Source organism: Streptomyces sp. NPDC037126 (assembly GCF_055605965.1).
On the sequence record NZ_JBVJTD010000005.1, the window covers coordinates 116,562 to 132,519 of the forward strand.

Consider the following 15,958-nt stretch of genomic DNA (forward strand, 5'->3'; position numbering starts at 1 on the left):
GCGATGAGCGGGGGAGCGCGCTACTGGAACGAGGAGACCCAGCGCTGGGAGGACAGCGCGGGGCCGGGGGCCGCCGCACCGGCGACACCGCCACCGCCGGCCATGCCGGACCGTGCGCCCGCATGGCCCCCGCCCGGACCACCGACACCCGCCGACACCACCCCGCCCCGGCCGACGTCCGCCGACGCCACCCTCGCCCCGCCGACGTCCACCCCTCCCGCGTCCGGTCCTGAGACGCCCACCCTTCCGGCGTCCGCCGTTCCGGGGTTCGGCCCCGAGGCGCCGGTCTCTTCGGCGTCCGGCGGTCCGGCGTTCGGTCCCGAGGCGTCTGCCCCTCCGGGGTTCGGCTCCGAGGCGTCCGGCGGTCCTGGGTTCGGTCCCGCCGGTTCGGAGTCGGTGGAGTCCGGGCTGGTGCCGCCGGCGGCGCCCTGGCCGGGGGCGGTCGGTGGCTGGCACGCACCGCGGGCGGGGGACGGCACGGCCGGCCCGAGCGGCCCCGGCACCGGAAGCTGGTCCTCGCCGGAATGGCCCGTGCCGCCCGAGCCGGTGCCCGCGCCCAGGGGCGGGCCCAGCCGGCGCACGGTCTGGACCGTCGTCGTGGGGGCGGCCGTGGTCGGTGTCGCCGTGAGCCTCGTCCTCACCCTCGTGGCCGGGAATGGGCACCACGGCCGGCCGGCGAAGGCGGGCGGCTCGCCGAGCACGTCCATGGCCTCGGACTCCCCGGCGCCGAGCGGCGGCGCCTCGGACTCCCCGTCGCCCACGGACGACTCGGCCCCGCCCTCCGCCTCACCGAGCCCGCTCCCCTCGGGCTGGGAGTCGTACGACGACGCCGCGGGCTTCCGGATCGGCCGCCCCAAGGGCTGGTCGCGCTCCTCGCTCACCTCCTCGTACGGCATCGCCGTCGTGAACTACCGCAGCCCGGACAGAAAGCACCGGCTGCAGATCTACCAGGTGTCCGAGGCGTCCCCACAGGCGTCCTTCGAGCAGTACCTGTCCGACCAGACCCCCAAGCCCGCGGGTTTCCAGAAGCTCTCCCTGGTGACTCTCGACCACGACGACTTCGTCGGCTCCCGCCTGGAGTACCTGGCCGGCACCATCAAGGGCGAGCCCGACGTCGGCACCTGGCACGTCTACGACGAGCGGTTCGTCGCCGCGGACGGCCGGATCTACGCCGTCGCCGTGTACGGCCCCGACCGGGACGGCGGCGACGACGAACTGCACCTCCTGGACACCGCGCTCGGCGGGTTCTGCCCGTCCGGGACGGAGTGTGAAGCGCCCATGGACTGAGCGCAACGCCCAGGATCAACCGTTTCTGTCCGTTTTCGCCTGCCTTTTTAGTGACCCCGCGCACTATCGGCCACCGATTCCGCATGCGCTTCGGGGGCCGTGGGCAGGCGGCCACGGTCCCTGAGCGTGTCACGTGCGTGACACAGGGGCACGGAACAGGAACGGAAGGCAATACCGATCATGGCGGACAGAACGGAACGACAGGCCCAGGCCACCATCCACGCGGGAGGCGAGTGGCTGGCGGCGATCTCCGGCGCGACCCGGGAGATCCTGGACCCCGCGGACGCCCGGCCGTTCGCCGTGGTCGCCGAGGGTGACGAGAAGGACGCGGAGCGCGCGGTGGCCGCCGCCCGCCAGGCCTTCGACGAGGGCCCCTGGCCCCGCACCCCGGTCGCCGAGCGCGCCGCCCTGCTGCGCCGCGCCGCCGACCTCCTCGTCCGCGACCGCGAGGCGCTCGGCCTGCTGGAGAGCCGGGACGCGGGCAAGACCCTCGAAGAGGGCCGCGTCGACATCGACTGCGTCGCCGACGCCTTCCGCTACTTCGCCGACCTGGTCGCCGCCGAGGCCCCCGGCCGCGTCGTCGACGCGGGCTCGCCCGACATCCACAGCGTCGTCGTGCACGAGCCGGTCGGCGTCTGTGCGCTGATCACCCCCTGGAACTACCCGCTGCTCCAGGCCAGCTGGAAGATCGCCCCGGCCCTCGCGGCCGGCAACACGTTCGTGATCAAGCCCAGCGAGATCACCCCGATGACCACCGTCGCGCTGATCGGGCTGCTCGCCGAGGCCGGGCTGCCCGCCGGGGTCGCGAACCTCGTCACCGGCCCCGGCCACACCGTCGGCGCCCTGCTCGCCGAACACCCCGGCGTCGACCTGGTCTCCTTCACCGGCGGCCTGGCCAGCGGCACCAAGGTCGCCCAGGCCGCAGCCCCGACCGTGAAGAAGGTCGCGCTGGAACTCGGCGGCAAGAACCCCAACGTGGTCTTCGCCGACGCCTGCGCCACCGAGGAGGGCTTCGACACCGCCGTCGACCAGGCCCTGAACGCGGCCTTCATCCACAGCGGCCAGGTCTGCTCGGCGGGCGGCCGGCTCATCGTCGAGGAGTCGGTCCGGGAGCGCTTCGTCGCCGAACTCGCCCGCCGCGCCCAGCGGATCAGGCTCGGCCGGGGCACCGAGGAAGGCGTCGAGTGCGGCCCGCTCGTCTCCGAGCAGCAGCGCGCCAAGGTCGAGGCGTTCGTCGCCTCCGCGCTGGCCGAGGGCGCGGTCCTGCGCTGCGGAGGCAAGCGGCCCGCGCCCGCCGAGAGCCGCCCCGAGTCCGGCTACTTCTACGAGCCGACCGTGCTGGACGCCTGCCACCGCGAGATGCGCGTCGTCCGCGAGGAGGTCTTCGGCCCGGTCCTCACCGTGGAGACCTTCCGCACCGAGGACGAGGCGGTCCGCCTCGCCAACGACACCGAGTACGGCCTCGCCGGCGCCGTCTGGAGCGCCGACGCCCCCAGGGCCCGCCGCGTCGCCGCCCGCCTGCGCCACGGCACCGTCTGGATCAACGACTTCCACCCCTACCTGCCGCAGGCGGAGTGGGGCGGCTTCGGCCGCAGCGGCACCGGCCGAGAGCTGGGACCCGCCGGGCTCGCCGAGTACCGCGAGACGAAGCACGTCTACCAGAACCTCGCGCCCCGCCCGGTGCGCTGGTTCGCCGGCTGAGCCCACCTCGTTCCACACCCCCTGGAGTAGTACCCCCATGCCCGAGACCCCCCACGTCTACGACTACGTCGTCATCGGCGGCGGCACCGCCGGCTCCGTCATCGCCTCCCGCCTGACCGAGAACCCCGACGTCACCGTCGCCGTCATCGAGGGCGGCCCGAGCGACGTCGGCCGCGACGACGTCCTCACCCTGCGCCGCTGGATGGGCCTGCTCGGCGGCGACCTCGACTACGACTACCCGACCACCGAACAGCCCCGCGGCAACTCCCACATCCGGCACAGCCGGGCCCGCGTCCTCGGCGGCTGCTCCTCCCACAACACCCTGATCTCCTTCAAGCCGCTGCCCTCCGACTGGGACGAGTGGGAGGAGGCCGGCGCCAAGGGCTGGGGCGCCGTCCCCATGGAGGCCTACTACGCCCGACTGAAGAACAACATCGTCTCGGTCGACGAGAAGGACCGGAACGCCATCGCCCGCGACTTCGTCGACGCCGCTCAGTCGGCGCTCGGGGTACCCCGCGTCGAGGGCTTCAACCGCAAGCCGTTCACCGAGGGCGTCGGCTTCTTCGACCTCGCCTACCACCCCGAGGACAACAAGCGGTCCTCCGCCTCCGTGGCCTACCTGCACCCGGTGATGGACGAGCGGCCCAACCTGCACATCTTCCTGGAGACCTGGGCCCACCGGCTGGAGTTGGACGGCACCCGCGCCGAGGGCGTGCACGTGCGCACCAAGGACGGCGAGGAACTGCTGATGCGGGCCCGTCACGAGGTCGTCCTGTGCGCGGGCGCCGTCGACTCCCCGCGCCTGCTGCTGCACTCGGGCATCGGCCCCCGCCAGGACCTGGAGGCGCTCGGCATCCCCGTCGTGCGGGATCTGCCGGGCGTGGGCGAGAACCTCCTCGACCACCCCGAGTCCGTGATCGTCTGGGAGACCCACGGGCCGATCCCGGAGAACTCGGCGATGGACTCCGACGCCGGCCTGTTCGTGCGCCGCGACCCCGAACACGCGGGCCCGGACCTGATGTTCCACTTCTACCAGATCCCGTTCACGGACAACCCGGAGCGGCTCGGCTACGAACGCCCCCGGTACGGCGTCTCGATGACCCCGAACATCCCCAAGCCGAAGTCCCGCGGCCGCCTCTACCTGACCAGCGCCGACCCGTCCGTGAAGCCCGCGCTGGACTTTCGGTACTTCACCGACGAGGACGACTACGACGCCCGGACCCTCGTCGACGGCATCCGCGTCGCCCGCGAGATCGCCGCGTCCGAGCCGCTGGCGGGCTGGCTCAAGCGCGAGGTGTGCCCCGGCCCCGAGGTCCGGGGCGACGCCGAGCTGAGCGAGTACGCCCGCAAGGTCGCGCACACCGTCTACCACCCGGCCGGCACCTGCAGGATGGGCGCCGCCGACGACGAACTCGCCGTGGTCGATCCCGAGTTGAAGATCCGCGGCCTCGATGGAATTCGTATCGCCGACGCGTCCGTCTTCCCCACCATGACCGCCGTCAACCCGATGATCGGGGTGCTCATGGTCGGGGAGAAGGCCGTCGACCTGATCGGAGGCGAGCCCCGATGACTCTCACCGTCCCCACCCGCAAACCGCCCACCAGCGACACCCCGGTCTTCTCGGTGTCCGGCCTGTGGAAGGTCTTCGGCCCGAAGGCCGAACGCGTCCCGGCCGACCCGGAACTCAGCGCCCTCGGCCCCGCCGACCTGCGCACCCGCACCGGCTGCACGGCCGCCGTCCGGGACGTCTCCTTCGACGTCCGCAAGGGCGAGGTCTTCGTCGTCATGGGCCTGTCCGGCTCCGGCAAGTCCACCCTCGTGCGCTGCCTGACCCGCCTGATCGAGCCGACGGCCGGCACGATCGCCATCGACGGCGAGGACGTGCGCGCCATGGACAAGGGCCGGCTGCGCGAACTGCGCCGCCACCGCGCCGCCATGGTCTTCCAGCACTTCGGCCTGCTCCCGCACCGCACGGTCCTCGACAACGTGGCCTACGGCCTGGAGATCCAGGGCGTCGGCAAGTCCGAGCGGCGCGAACGCGCCGCCGCGATCGTCGCCAAGGTCGGCCTCGAGGGCATGGAGAAGCGCCGCCCCGGCCAGCTCTCCGGCGGCCAGCGCCAGCGCGTGGGCCTCGCCCGCGCGCTCGCCGTCGACCCCGAGGTCCTCCTCTTCGACGAGCCCTTCAGCGCCCTCGACCCGCTCATCCGCCGCGACATGCAGGACGAGGTCGCCCGCCTGCACCGCGAGGAGGGCCGCACGATGGTCTTCATCACCCACGACCTCTCCGAGGCCCTCAGGCTCGGCGACCGCATCGCCCTCATGCGCGACGGCCAGGTCGTGCAGCTCGGCACCCCCGAGGAGATCGTCGGCTCCCCGGCCGACGACTACGTCCGCGCGTTCGTCCGGGACGTGCCGCGCGAGCAGGTCGTGACCGTGCGCACGGCCATGCGCCCGGCCTCGCCCGGCGAACTGGACGAGGGCGCGGCGGTCGCCCCGGAGGCCACGGTCTCCGAGGCCATCGAGGCGGTGGCACGCACCGGCTCCCCGGCCCGTGTGATGGACGAGGGCAAGTGCCTCGGCGTCGTGGACCACGAGCGGCTGCTCGACGTCGTGGCCGGCGTCTCGGCCGGTGACGGCCCCGCCGAGCCCGCGGCGGGCGACGGGGGTACCCCCGCGCGGGCCAAGCCGAAGCCGGGGAACGCACCCCGCAAGCGCGGGCGGGCGACGCCCCCGAGCCCCCGGACCAGCCCGGAGGCCGTCTGATGGCTGCGCTCACCGTCCCCGCCTCCCGCACCGGAAAACCCGCGCTCCTCAGAAACCGGGCCGCGGGCAAACTCCTCCTGCTCGCCCTCGTCACCGCCGTCCTGCTGCCGCTGCTCCACGGCCGCAGCTGGCCCCACGAGCTGACCGTCGACCTCTCCAAGCCCCTCGCGTCGGCCAGCAACTGGGTCATCGACAACCGGGACAGCCACCCCCTGTTCCTGTACTTCTTCGGCTACATCAGCAACGCCGTCGTGCTCTGCGTCCGCGCGGTCTACGTCACCCTCCTCGCCGCGGGCTGGACCGGCGTCACGGCGCTCGGCGCCCTCGTCGCCTGGCGCGTCGCCGGCGTCCGCCTGGCCGCCGGCACCGCGATCGCCTTCCTGGCCTGCGGCGCGCTCGGCATGTGGGTGCCGACCATGCAGACCCTCGCGCTGATGGTGGTGGCCGTCCTCGCCTCCGTCGCCGTCGGAGCGGTCCTCGGCCTCGGCGCCGGCCTCTCCGACCGGCTCGACCGCGCCCTGCGCCCGGTCCTGGACACCATGCAGGTCCTCCCGGCCTTCGCCTACCTCCTCCCCGTCGTCCTGGTCTTCGGCATCGGCGTCCCCGCCGCCGTCCTCGCCACCGTCGTCTACGCCGCACCGCCGATGGCCCGCCTCACCGCGCTCGGCCTGCGCGGCGCCGACCCCGAGGTCCTGGAGGCCGTGGAGTCGCTCGGCGCCACCCGCCGCCAGCGGCTGCTGACCGCCCGCATCCCGCTGGCCCGCAAGGAACTCCTCCTCGGCCTCAACCAGACGATCATGATGGCGCTGGGCATGGCGGTGATCGCCTCCGTCATCGGCGCCGGCGGCCTCGGTGACCGCGTCTACCAGGCCCTCGCCTCGGTCGACGTCGGCCAGGCCCTCTCGGCCGGCATCCCGATCGTGCTGCTCGCGGTGGTCCTGGACCGCGTGACCGCGGCGGCCGGCGCCGCCGAGGACCGGGGCCCCCGGACGATCGGCTGGCCGTACGCCCTCGCCGTCAGCGTGGCCGTCGCCCTCGCCGCCCGCCTCCTCGGCCGCCTCGACTGGCCCACGGGCTGGACCCTGGACATCGCCCGGCCGGTCAACCGCGCCGTCGACTGGATGACCGCCCACCTCTACTCGGGTGTCCCGGTCGTCGGCGGCACCGCGGACTGGGCGGGCCACTTCACCACCTGGGTCCTCGACCCCCTCCGCTCCGGTCTGCAGGGGCTGCCCTGGTGGTCGGTGCTGCTGGTGGTCGCCGCCCTGGCCTGGCTGATCGGCACCTGGCGCACCGCGCTGACCGCCGTCCTCGCCATGGCCGCGATCGGCGTGCTCGGCGTGTGGGACCCGGCTCTGGACACCCTCTCCCAGGTCCTGGCCGCCGTCGCCGTCACCCTCGTCCTCGGCTTCGCGACCGGTGTCGCGGCGGCCCGCAGCGACCGCGTCGAACGCCTCCTGCGCCCGGTGCTGGACGTCTTCCAGACGATGCCACAGTTCGTGTACCTGATCCCGGTCGTCGCCCTGTTCGGCGTCGGCCGCGCCCCCGCCGTCGCCGCGGCCGTCGTCTACGCCCTCCCGGCCGTCGTCCGGATCACCGCGCAGGGCCTGCGCCAGGTCGACCCGGCGGCGCTGGAGGCGGCGCGCTCGCTCGGCGCGACCGGCCGCCAGCAGCTGTGGCAGATCCAGCTGCCGCTCGCCCGCCGCTCGCTGCTCCTCGCCCTCAACCAGGGCGTGGTCCTGGTCCTGGCCGTCGTCATCATCGGCGGCCTGGTCGGCGGTGGCGCCCTCGGCTACAACGTCGCCTTCGGCCTCGCCCAGGGCGACCTGGCGACCGGCCTGGTGGCCGGTGCCGCGATCGTCTGCCTGGGCCTGATGCTCGACCGGGTGACCCAGCCGACGGAACGCCGCGCGAGGAAGGGAGCCTGACATGCGACTTCGTACGACCGTCCCGGTCACCGTCGCCGTCCTGGCGCTGGCCACGGGCTGTGGCGCCGCCGACATGACCAAGCAGGCCAGCCCGTTCGCGGGCGTCCAGGGCTCGAAGACCGTCACCCTGTCCGTGCAGTCCTGGGTGGGCGCCCAGTCCAACGTGGCCGTCGCCCAGTACCTGCTGGAGCACAAGCTGGGCTATCGCGTCGACACCGTCCAGGTCGACGAGGTGCCCGCCTGGGACGCGCTCAGCCAGGGCAGGGTCGACGCGATCCTGGAGGACTGGGGCCACCCGGACCAGGAGAAGCGGTACGTCGACGACAAGAAGACGATCGCGCGGGCCGGCGACCTCGGGGTGACCGGCCACATCGGCTGGTTCGTCCCCACCTACCTGGTCAAGCAGCACCCGGACATCACCGACTGGCGGAACCTGAACAAGTACGCCTCGCTCTTCCGCACCCCGGAGAGCGGCGGCAAGGGCCAGCTGATGGACGGCTCCCCGTCCTACGTCACCAACGACAAGGCGCTGGTGAACAACCTGAAGCTGAACTACCAGGTCGTCTTCGCCGGTTCCGAGGCCGCGCAGATCACGCAGATGAGGCAGTTCGCCAAGGAGAAGAAGCCCTTCCTGACGTACTGGTACTCGCCCCAGTGGCTGTTCAAGAAGGTCCCCATGACGGAGGTCGAGCTGCCGCCGTACAAGGAGGGCTGCGACGCGGACGCCGCGAAGATCGCCTGCGCCTACCCGCACACCCCGCTGCAGAAGTACCTCAACGCGGGCTTCGCGAAGACGGGCGGCAAGGCCGCGGCCTTCCTGAAGAAGTTCCGGTGGAGCACCGAGGACCAGAACGAGGTGTCCCTGATGATCGCCGACCAGAAGCTGTCGCCCGACGAGGCGGCGAAGAAGTGGGTGGACAGCCACCCCGCCGTGTGGCGCAAGTGGCTGTCCTGAGCCGGCCTAGCGGAGCCCGGCGGCGATCTCCCGTACCGCCGCCGCGGCCCTTCGCTGGAGCCCCGGCCCGAACGTGACCCGGGTGGCCCCGAGTTCGCCGAGCGCGGCGGGCGAGGGGCCGTCCCCGTCCAGCCGGGCGAGCACGTTCAGCGGGCCCTGGATCCCGGCCCGCAGCAGGGGCAGCACATCCGCCGGGGCCAGGATCGGGTACACGCAGTCGGCGCCCGCGGCGACGTACAACGCGGCCCGCTCGATGGCCCGTTCGGGGTCGCCGTCGCCGTGCACGAAAGTGTCGACGCGGGCGTTGACGAACAGCCGGTCGGCGGCGGCCGAGCGGACCTCCGCGAGGTACTCGGCCTGCTCGTGCGGGTCCCTGAGGACACCGCCCTCGTCCGAGTCCTCCAGGTTGCAGCCGACGGCGCCCGCCTCGAGCAGCCGCTCCACCAGCTCCTTCGGCGCGAGCCCGTACCCTCCCTCGACGTCCGCCGACACCGGCACGTCCACCGCCCGCGTGATCCGGGCGATCGCGGCGAACATCTCGTCGGCCGGGGTCCGCCCGTCCGCGTACCCCAGGGAGGCGGCGACACCGGCGCTCGGCGTGGCCAGCGCCGGGAACCCGGCCTCCGCGAGCACCCGCGCACTGGCCGCGTCCCAGGGGCCGGGAAGGACGAGCGGGTCGCCCTGGGCGCGCCTGAGGTGCAGTGCGCGGAACACGTCGGTCCTGCTCATGGCCGATGACCCCCCGGTGCGACACGGCGGCTGACCATCACTCGGTTCCAGCCGTTGATGACGGTGATCAGTGCGACGAGATGGGCCAGTTCGGCCTCGTCGAAGTGCTTGGCGGCGGTGTCGTACACCTCGTCCGGTACGAAGCCCTCGGTCAGCACGGTGACCGCCTCCGTCAGGGCCAGGGCCGCCCGCTCCCGTTCGCTGTAGAGGTCCCCGGCCTCCTCCCAGGCGTCGAGCAGCTGGAGGCGGTCCTCCGACTCCCCGTTCCCGCGGGCCACCCGCAGGTGCATGTCGAGGCAGAAGGCGCAGTGGTTGATCCGGGACGCCCGGACCATCACCAGCTCGGCCAGGGCCGGATCTCCGAGCTCCTTCTTCGCGGCCGCGCTCAGGGCGCTCATCGCGCGGCCGACCTCCGGGTCCAGCAGCTGGGTCCGGGTCACCGGTGCGCCCCCGGCCGGTAGTGGCCCGGGGTCATGCGGGTGGTGACGCCGAACCGGTTCCAGGCGTTGATCACCGCGATCGCGGCGATCAGCTGGGCCAGTTCGGCCTCCTCGAACCGCTTGGCGGCCCGGTCGTACACCTCGTCCGGCACGAAGCCGTCGGTGAGCACGGTGACCGCCTCGGTCAGCTCGATCGCCGCCAGCTCCTTCTCGGTGTAGAAGTGCCGCGACTCCTCCCACGCGCTCAGCTGCACGATCCGCTCCACGCTCTCGCCGGCCGCGAGCGCGTCCTTGGTGTGCATGTCCAGGCAGAAGGCGCAGTGGTTCAGCTGGGAGGCGCGGATCTTCACCAGCTCGTACAGCCGGGGCTCCAGGCCCTGCCGGGCGGCGGTGTCCAGGCGGATCATGGCCTGGTAGACCTCGGGGGCGTGCTGGGCCCAGCTGAGCCGCGGGGGCTGTTCGGCGGCGTACTCGGTGTTCTTCTCGTCGGTCATGTCCTCCACGCTAGGCGCGAGGCAGCCCAGGAGTATGGTCCAGTTCCATGGCGAGATCCTGGGCCACTTTGGGCGTCGACCTGCACCTGGAACCGGCCGGCTCGGGCGGGCTGCGCCGGGGCCTGACCGACGCGCTGCGGGACGCGGTCCGCACCGGCCGCCTCGCGCCCGGCACCCGGCTGCCCTCCTCGCGCTCCCTCGCCGCCGACCTCGGCATCGCCCGCAACACCGTCGCCGAGGCCTACGCCGACCTGGTGGCGGAGGGCTGGCTGACCGCCCGGCAGGGCTCGGGCACCCGGGTGGCGGACCGGGCCGCCACGGTCCCGCCGTCCGCCGCGCCCGGCGCACCCCGCCGGCGCGAGCCCGCGGGCCCGGCCCTCAGCCTCGTCCCGGGCTCGCCCGACCTCGCCGCCTTCCCGCGCGCCGAGTGGCTCAGGGCCGCCCGCCGCGCCCTGACCGGCGCCCCCTTCCAGGCCCTGGGCTACGGCGACCCGCGCGGCCGGACCGAGCTGCGCGCCGCCCTCGCCGGCTACCTCGCCCGCGCGCGGGGCGTCCGCGCCGACCCGGAGAACCTGGTGATCACCGCGGGCTTCTCGCACGCCCTGGGCATCCTCGGCACCGTGCTGCGGGCGCGCGGGGCGCGGACGGTCGCGGTGGAGTCGTACGGACTCCCGCCCGCCTGGGAGCTGCTGCGGGACGCGGGGCTGGCCACGCCCGCGCTGCCGTACGACGAACTCGGCACGGATCCCGGCCCGTTGAGCTCCGAGGGGGCCGTACTGCTCACCCCCGCCCACCAGTTCCCCATGGGCACGGCCCTGCACCCCGACCGGCGGGCGGCCGTCGTGGACTGGGCCCGGCGGACCGGTTCGCTCGTCCTGGAGGACGACTACGACGGCGAGTTCCGCTACGACCGCCAGCCCGTCGGAGCGCTCCAGGGACTCGACCCGGACCGGGTCGTCCACCTCGGTACCGCCAGCAAGTCGCTCGCGCCCGGACTGCGCCTCGGCTGGATGGTGCTGCCGCCGTCCCTGGTGGAGGAGGCGGTCCGGGCCAAGGGCCGCATCGACACCGTGGGCGTGCTGGAGCAGCTGACCCTGGCCGAGTTCCTGACCTCCGGCGCGTACGACCGGCACGTGCGCTCCTCCCGGCTGCGCTACCGGCGCCGCCGGGACGCCCTCGCCGAGGCGGTGGCCGGCCGGGCACCCGGCGTGCGGGTCACCGGGATCGCCGCCGGTCTGCACGCGGTGCTGCGGCTGCCGCCCGGCACCGAGCAGCCCGTGGTCCAGGCCGCCGCCTGGCAGGGCCTGGCCCTGCACGGCCTCTCCTTCCACCGCCACCCCGACGCCCGCACCGCCCCCCTCGACGCCCTGGTCGTCGGCTACGCCACCCCACCGGACAGCGCCTGGACCCCCACCCTGGAAGCCCTGTGCCGGGTACTCCCGTAGCGAACGGTCACTGAACAGGGCCGCGGGGAACTGCGCGCCCGGCCCACCACAAGCCGCAGCCGCGGGACGACCGATAGCCCCCTCCCGTCATGCGCCTCAGCGGGCGTTCCCCGAAAAGGGCCGCGGGGAACCGAAGCGGGCGCCCTACGCGTTCGCCTCCGCAGGAGCCTCGCCGAAGCGCGCCAGCGCCAACGCACCCGCGACCGCGATCGCGAAGCCGAGCACCGCCAGCCAGGCCATGCCCTCGCGGGTACGGTCGCCCAGCCAGATCACGCCCACCGCGGCGGGGCCGATCGTCTCGCCGATCACCATCCCGGCCGTCGCGGTCGTCACCGAACCGCGCTGCAGGGCGGAGGTGAGCAGCATGAAGGCGGCGCCGCCGCCGATCAGCAGCGCGTAGGCCGCCGGATTGGTGAGCAGCGCGGCCGGCGCCAGGTCGTCGATCAGCCGGACCGACACCTCCACCACCCCGAACCCGAAACCGGCCCCGAGCCCCAGCACGAGCGCCCGCCCCCGCCCGGACAGCCGCCCGCCGGCGAACGCGAGCAGCAGCATGCCGACCGCCACCGCGAGCATCACGTACCGCAGCGCGTCCGACCCGTTCTCGCCGCCCTCCGGCCCGGACGCCAGCCCCAGCATCGCGAGCCCGGCGCACACCACGGCCACCGCGCCCCATTCCGTGCCGCTCAGCCGCACCCGCAGCAGCCGCGCCGCGACCACCGCCGTCACCGCCAGGCTCGACGCCAGGGCGGCGCTGACCGCGTAGATCGGGAGCGACCGCAGCGCGGCGATCTGGAACAGGAAGCCCAGGCCGTCCAGCGCGAGACCGGCGATGTACCGCCACTGCCGCAGGGCCCGCAGCAGCAGTGCCGCCTCGCCGCCCCCGCCCGTGCCGGCCTCCCGCGCAGCGATCGCCTGCAACACCGTCGCGGTGCCGAAGCAGACCGCCGCGCCCAGGGCGCACACCATTCCAAAGAGCACAAAGGGACTCTAGGCGAGGGCCGATCCGGCCACCCACTGTGGTCCCGGCTCTCACCGTTCTCTAGGCTGACCGGCGAAAACGCGCCGCTCACAGGGGGAGACACCAACATGGCCGAAACGCGTCGGCGGCTGCGCTCCGGTACGGTCGTCCTCGGCGGCATGGGCCTGCTGGCCGCCGCCCTCACCGCCTGCTCCTCCGACCCGGACAAGCGCTGCGTCGACCGCGACAGCTACCAACTGGCCAAGGGCTACAAGGTCGTCTCGGACAAGAACTGCAAGTCCACCACGGTGGCCGGCGACGGCGCCTGGTACTACGGCGGCACGAAGAAGGGCTCCTGGGTGGAGGGCGGCTCCTTCACCAGGCCCCACCACGGTTCCGGCGGCTCCTCCGGTGGCCACGGGGTCCACCGCGGCGGCTTCGGCGGCGGCCACGGCAGCCACGGCGGCTGACCGGGACCCGACGCATGGAACGCCGTACGACCACCCCCAGGCCAGACTGGCAGCGGACCGTCGAGGAGCAGGGGGTCGTCTACCCGCTGACCCGCCACCCCGACGGGTCCCTGCGCCCCTACTGGGACGAGAGCGCCTACTACGTCTTCTCCCTGGACGAGGTCGAGGCGCTGGAGGAGACCGTCGGGGAACTCCACCACATGTGCCTCGCCGCCGCGGAGCACATCGTGGCGAAGGGCCGCCTCGCCGACCTCGGCATCACCGACCCGCGGGTGGCCGCCGCGGTCACCGAGGCCTGGCACCGCCGTGCCGAACTCCCGTCCCTGTACGGCCGGTTCGACCTGCGTTACGACGGCACCGGCCCGGCCAGGCTGCTGGAGTACAACGCCGACACCCCCACCTCGCTGGTCGAGGCCGCCTCGGCCCAGTGGTTCTGGATGGAGGACCGCTTCCCCGGCGCCGACCAGTGGAACTCCTTGCACGAGCGCCTGGTCGGGGCCTGGCGGTCCCAGGCCGCGCTCCTGCCGCCCGGCGCCCCCCTGCACTTCGCGCACTCCTCGGCCGACGAACTCGGCGAGGACCTGATGACGGTCGCCTATCTGAAGGAGACCGCGGAACAGGCCGGCCTCGACACCGACTGGCTCGCCATGGAGGAGATCGGCTGGGACACCCTCTCCGGCCGCTTCGTCGACAACCGGCTGAGGTTCATCCGCGGCATCTTCAAGCTGTACCCGTGGGAGTGGCTCACCACCGACGCGTTCGGCGGCCACGTCCTGGACACCCTGGACAACGGCGGCGGCACCGGCAGCACCCTGTGGATCGAGCCCGCCTGGAAGATGCTGCTCAGCAACAAGGCCCTGCTGGCCGTCCTCTGGGAGCTGTACCCGGGCCACCCCAACCTGCTCCCCACCTACCTCGACGGCCCCCGCGAGCTGGCCCTCGACGGGGGCTACGTCGCCAAGCCCCTGCTCGGCCGCGAGGGCGAGGGCGTCACCGTGCACGAGCCCGGGGCCCCGGCCGCACCCCGCGACGAGCCCTGCTGCTACCAGCGGCTCGCCCCGCTGCCCGCCTTCGACGGCAACCACGCGGTCCTCGGCGCCTGGGTCGTCCGGGGAGAGCCGGCCGGCCTCGGCATCCGCGAGTCCTCGGGCCTGATCACCGACGAGTACGCCCGCTTCCTGCCCCACGTCATCCTCTAGGGCCTGTCTGACGATTCCCGTCTGCCGCGCGACGCCATGCACGCACGCTCGCGCGTCGGCCCCGGACCCGAGTACGTCCGGTACGAGGGCCTGGGGCCGGCACGCCGAGAGCACGCACCTGACGCCGCGCGGCCGCCCTTCGGGCGACGACGCGAACCGTCGGACAGGCCCTAGACCCCGAGGACCGCCCGCAGTTGGGCGAGGCCCCAGTCCAGGTCCTCCTCCGAGACGACCAGCGGCGGCGCGATCCGGAGGGTGGCGTCGTGGGTGTCCTTCACCAGCACGCCCCGGTCCATCAGCCGCTCGGACACCTCCCGCCCGGTGCCGACCCCCGGGGCGACGTCCACCCCGGCCCACAGCCCGCGCCCCCGCACCGCCGTCACCGCGCCCGTGCCGAGCAGCGCGCGCAGCTCGCCGTGCAGCCGCGCGCCCAGCTCCGCCGCCCGCGCCTGGAACTCGCCCGTCCGCAGCAGCGCCAGCACCTCCAGCGCGACGGCGCAGGCCAGCGGGTTCCCGCCGAACGTCGACCCGTGCTCGCCCGGCCGGAACACCCCGAGCACCTCCGCGCTCGACACCACCGCCGACACCGGCACGATCCCGCCGCCCAGCGCCTTGCCCAGCACGTACATGTCCGGCACCACCCCCTCGTGCTCGCACGCGAAGGTCCGCCCGGTCCGCCCGAGCCCCGACTGGATCTCGTCGGCGACGAAGAGCACGTTCCGCTCGCGCGTCAGCTCCCGCACCCCCGCCAGATAGCCGGCCGGCGGCACGATCACCCCCGACTCGCCCTGGACCGGCTCCAGCAGCACCGCGACGGTGTTCTCCGTCATCGCCCCCCGCATCGCCGTCAGGTCCCCGTACGGCACGATCTCGAAGCCGGGCGTGTACGGCCCGAAGTCCGCGCGGGTGGCGGGGTCGGTGGAGAAGCTGACGATCGTGGTCGTACGCCCGTGGAAGTTGCCGCCCGCGACCACGATCTTCGCCATCTCCGAGGGCACCCCCTTCACCCGGTAGCCCCACTTCCGCGCCGTCTTCACCGCGCTCTCCACCGCCTCCGCGCCGGTGTTCACCGGCAGCACCATCTCCATCCCGCACAGCTGCGCCAGCTCGGTGCAGAACGCCGCGAACCGGTCGTGGTGGAAGGCCCGGGAGGTCAGCGTGACCCGCTCCAGCTGGGCCTTGGCCGCCTCGATCAGCCGCCGGTTGCGGTGCCCGAAGTTCAGCGCCGAGTAGCCGGCCAGCAGATCCAGATAGCGGCGTCCCGCCACATCGGTCATCCACGCGCCCTCGGCCGAGGCCACGACGACCGGCAGCGGACGGTAGGTCGGCGCGCTGTGCGCCTGTGCGGCGGCGATGAGCCTGTCGGCGGTGGTCACGGCCTCTCCCGGATGCGACGGGGACACGACGGTGAACCCCTTCCTACCGCCGCTCGCATGGTGGACGCGGGATCTCCCCCGACCGGCGTGGCCGGTAGGCTGATCAGCGGGCCGTGACTGGCGCGCTGGGATGGGACGGACCATCGGGGAGCGGCCCCTAGCGGGAAAAAAGTGCCGTGCGCCTGGGCCGAACGTGAACGTTGTACGCAC

At 73.6% G+C, this 15,958-nt stretch carries 14 protein-coding genes and 1 riboswitch; of the genes, 9 read left to right on the forward strand and 5 right to left on the reverse strand.

Annotated elements, in window-relative coordinates; translation table 11 throughout:
• Positions 1 to 3 precede the first annotated feature (3 nt).
• The 6 genes from ACZ7FF_RS14485 (at position 4) to ACZ7FF_RS14510 (ending at position 8,634) form a co-directional block, all read left to right on the forward strand.
• Positions 4 to 1,287 carry a hypothetical protein gene (locus ACZ7FF_RS14485; RefSeq protein WP_470812395.1) on the forward strand — a complete coding sequence of 428 codons (1,284 nt, stop codon included), beginning with the start codon at positions 4 to 6 and terminating at the stop codon, positions 1,285 to 1,287.
• Between the two features lie 180 nt (positions 1,288 to 1,467).
• Complete coding sequence (locus ACZ7FF_RS14490; RefSeq protein WP_470812396.1) at positions 1,468 to 2,988, forward strand: aldehyde dehydrogenase family protein; 1,521 nt, start codon at positions 1,468 to 1,470, stop codon at positions 2,986 to 2,988.
• Between the two features lie 37 nt (positions 2,989 to 3,025).
• Complete coding sequence (locus ACZ7FF_RS14495) at positions 3,026 to 4,558, forward strand: GMC family oxidoreductase (RefSeq protein ID WP_470812397.1); 1,533 nt, start codon at positions 3,026 to 3,028, stop codon at positions 4,556 to 4,558.
• A complete protein-coding gene (locus ACZ7FF_RS14500; RefSeq protein WP_470812398.1) occupies positions 4,555 to 5,751 on the forward strand; it encodes a quaternary amine ABC transporter ATP-binding protein in 1,197 nt (398 codons plus the stop codon). Before ACZ7FF_RS14495 ends, ACZ7FF_RS14500 begins: the two co-directional genes overlap by 4 nt.
• The gene (locus tag ACZ7FF_RS14505; RefSeq protein ID WP_470812400.1) at positions 5,751 to 7,679 is read left to right on the forward strand and encodes an ABC transporter permease; all 1,929 of its coding nucleotides are present in this window, start codon (positions 5,751 to 5,753) and stop codon (positions 7,677 to 7,679) included. The genes ACZ7FF_RS14500 and ACZ7FF_RS14505 overlap by 1 nt, the downstream gene beginning before the upstream one ends.
• A gap of 1 nt (position 7,680) precedes the next feature.
• Complete coding sequence (locus ACZ7FF_RS14510) at positions 7,681 to 8,634, forward strand: ABC transporter substrate-binding protein (protein WP_470812401.1); 954 nt, start codon at positions 7,681 to 7,683, stop codon at positions 8,632 to 8,634.
• 6 nt (positions 8,635 to 8,640) lie between these two features.
• On the opposite strand, the gene ACZ7FF_RS14515 is transcribed toward ACZ7FF_RS14510, so the two are convergent.
• From ACZ7FF_RS14515 to ACZ7FF_RS14525, 3 genes are read right to left on the reverse strand one after another with little or no spacing between them, the layout of a single operon-like run.
• Complete coding sequence (locus ACZ7FF_RS14515; RefSeq protein ID WP_470812403.1) at positions 8,641 to 9,363, reverse strand: isocitrate lyase/PEP mutase family protein; 723 nt, start codon at positions 9,361 to 9,363, stop codon at positions 8,641 to 8,643.
• Positions 9,360 to 9,803, reverse strand: a complete 444-nt coding sequence (locus ACZ7FF_RS14520; protein ID WP_470812404.1) for a carboxymuconolactone decarboxylase family protein — start codon at positions 9,801 to 9,803, stop codon at positions 9,360 to 9,362. The genes ACZ7FF_RS14515 and ACZ7FF_RS14520 overlap by 4 nt, the downstream gene beginning before the upstream one ends.
• Positions 9,800 to 10,297 (reverse strand): carboxymuconolactone decarboxylase family protein, encoded by a 498-nt coding sequence (locus ACZ7FF_RS14525; protein ID WP_470812405.1) that lies wholly within the window; start codon positions 10,295 to 10,297, stop codon positions 9,800 to 9,802. Before ACZ7FF_RS14525 ends, ACZ7FF_RS14520 begins: the two co-directional genes overlap by 4 nt.
• A gap of 47 nt (positions 10,298 to 10,344) precedes the next feature.
• Between ACZ7FF_RS14525 and pdxR the strand changes: the two genes are divergently transcribed.
• Positions 10,345 to 11,742: a MocR-like pyridoxine biosynthesis transcription factor PdxR gene (gene pdxR / locus ACZ7FF_RS14530; RefSeq protein WP_470812406.1), complete on the forward strand. Its 1,398-nt coding sequence runs from the start codon at positions 10,345 to 10,347 to the stop codon at positions 11,740 to 11,742.
• A 144-nt stretch (positions 11,743 to 11,886) separates the two neighbouring features.
• Here the strand turns inward: pdxR and ACZ7FF_RS14535 are convergent, their stop codons facing one another.
• Positions 11,887 to 12,711 (reverse strand): DMT family transporter, encoded by an 825-nt coding sequence (locus ACZ7FF_RS14535; protein WP_470812759.1) that lies wholly within the window; start codon positions 12,709 to 12,711, stop codon positions 11,887 to 11,889.
• A gap of 120 nt (positions 12,712 to 12,831) precedes the next feature.
• Here ACZ7FF_RS14535 and ACZ7FF_RS14540 point away from each other — a divergent pair, with 120 nt between their 5' ends.
• Together ACZ7FF_RS14540 and ACZ7FF_RS14545 are read left to right on the forward strand one after the other, a co-directional pair.
• The gene (locus ACZ7FF_RS14540; protein WP_470812407.1) at positions 12,832 to 13,173 is read left to right on the forward strand and encodes a hypothetical protein; all 342 of its coding nucleotides are present in this window, start codon (positions 12,832 to 12,834) and stop codon (positions 13,171 to 13,173) included.
• Positions 13,174 to 13,187: 14 nt separating this feature from the next.
• Entirely contained in the window at positions 13,188 to 14,372 is a 1,185-nt protein-coding gene (locus ACZ7FF_RS14545) for a glutathionylspermidine synthase family protein (protein ID WP_470812409.1), read from the forward strand.
• A 170-nt stretch (positions 14,373 to 14,542) separates the two neighbouring features.
• Here the strand turns inward: ACZ7FF_RS14545 and rocD are convergent, their stop codons facing one another.
• Positions 14,543 to 15,748 (reverse strand): ornithine--oxo-acid transaminase, encoded by a 1,206-nt coding sequence (gene rocD, locus ACZ7FF_RS14550; RefSeq protein ID WP_470812410.1) that lies wholly within the window; start codon positions 15,746 to 15,748, stop codon positions 14,543 to 14,545.
• 103 nt (positions 15,749 to 15,851) lie between these two features.
• Positions 15,852 to 15,943, forward strand: a riboswitch (ZMP/ZTP riboswitch).
• Positions 15,944 to 15,958 lie beyond the last annotated feature (15 nt).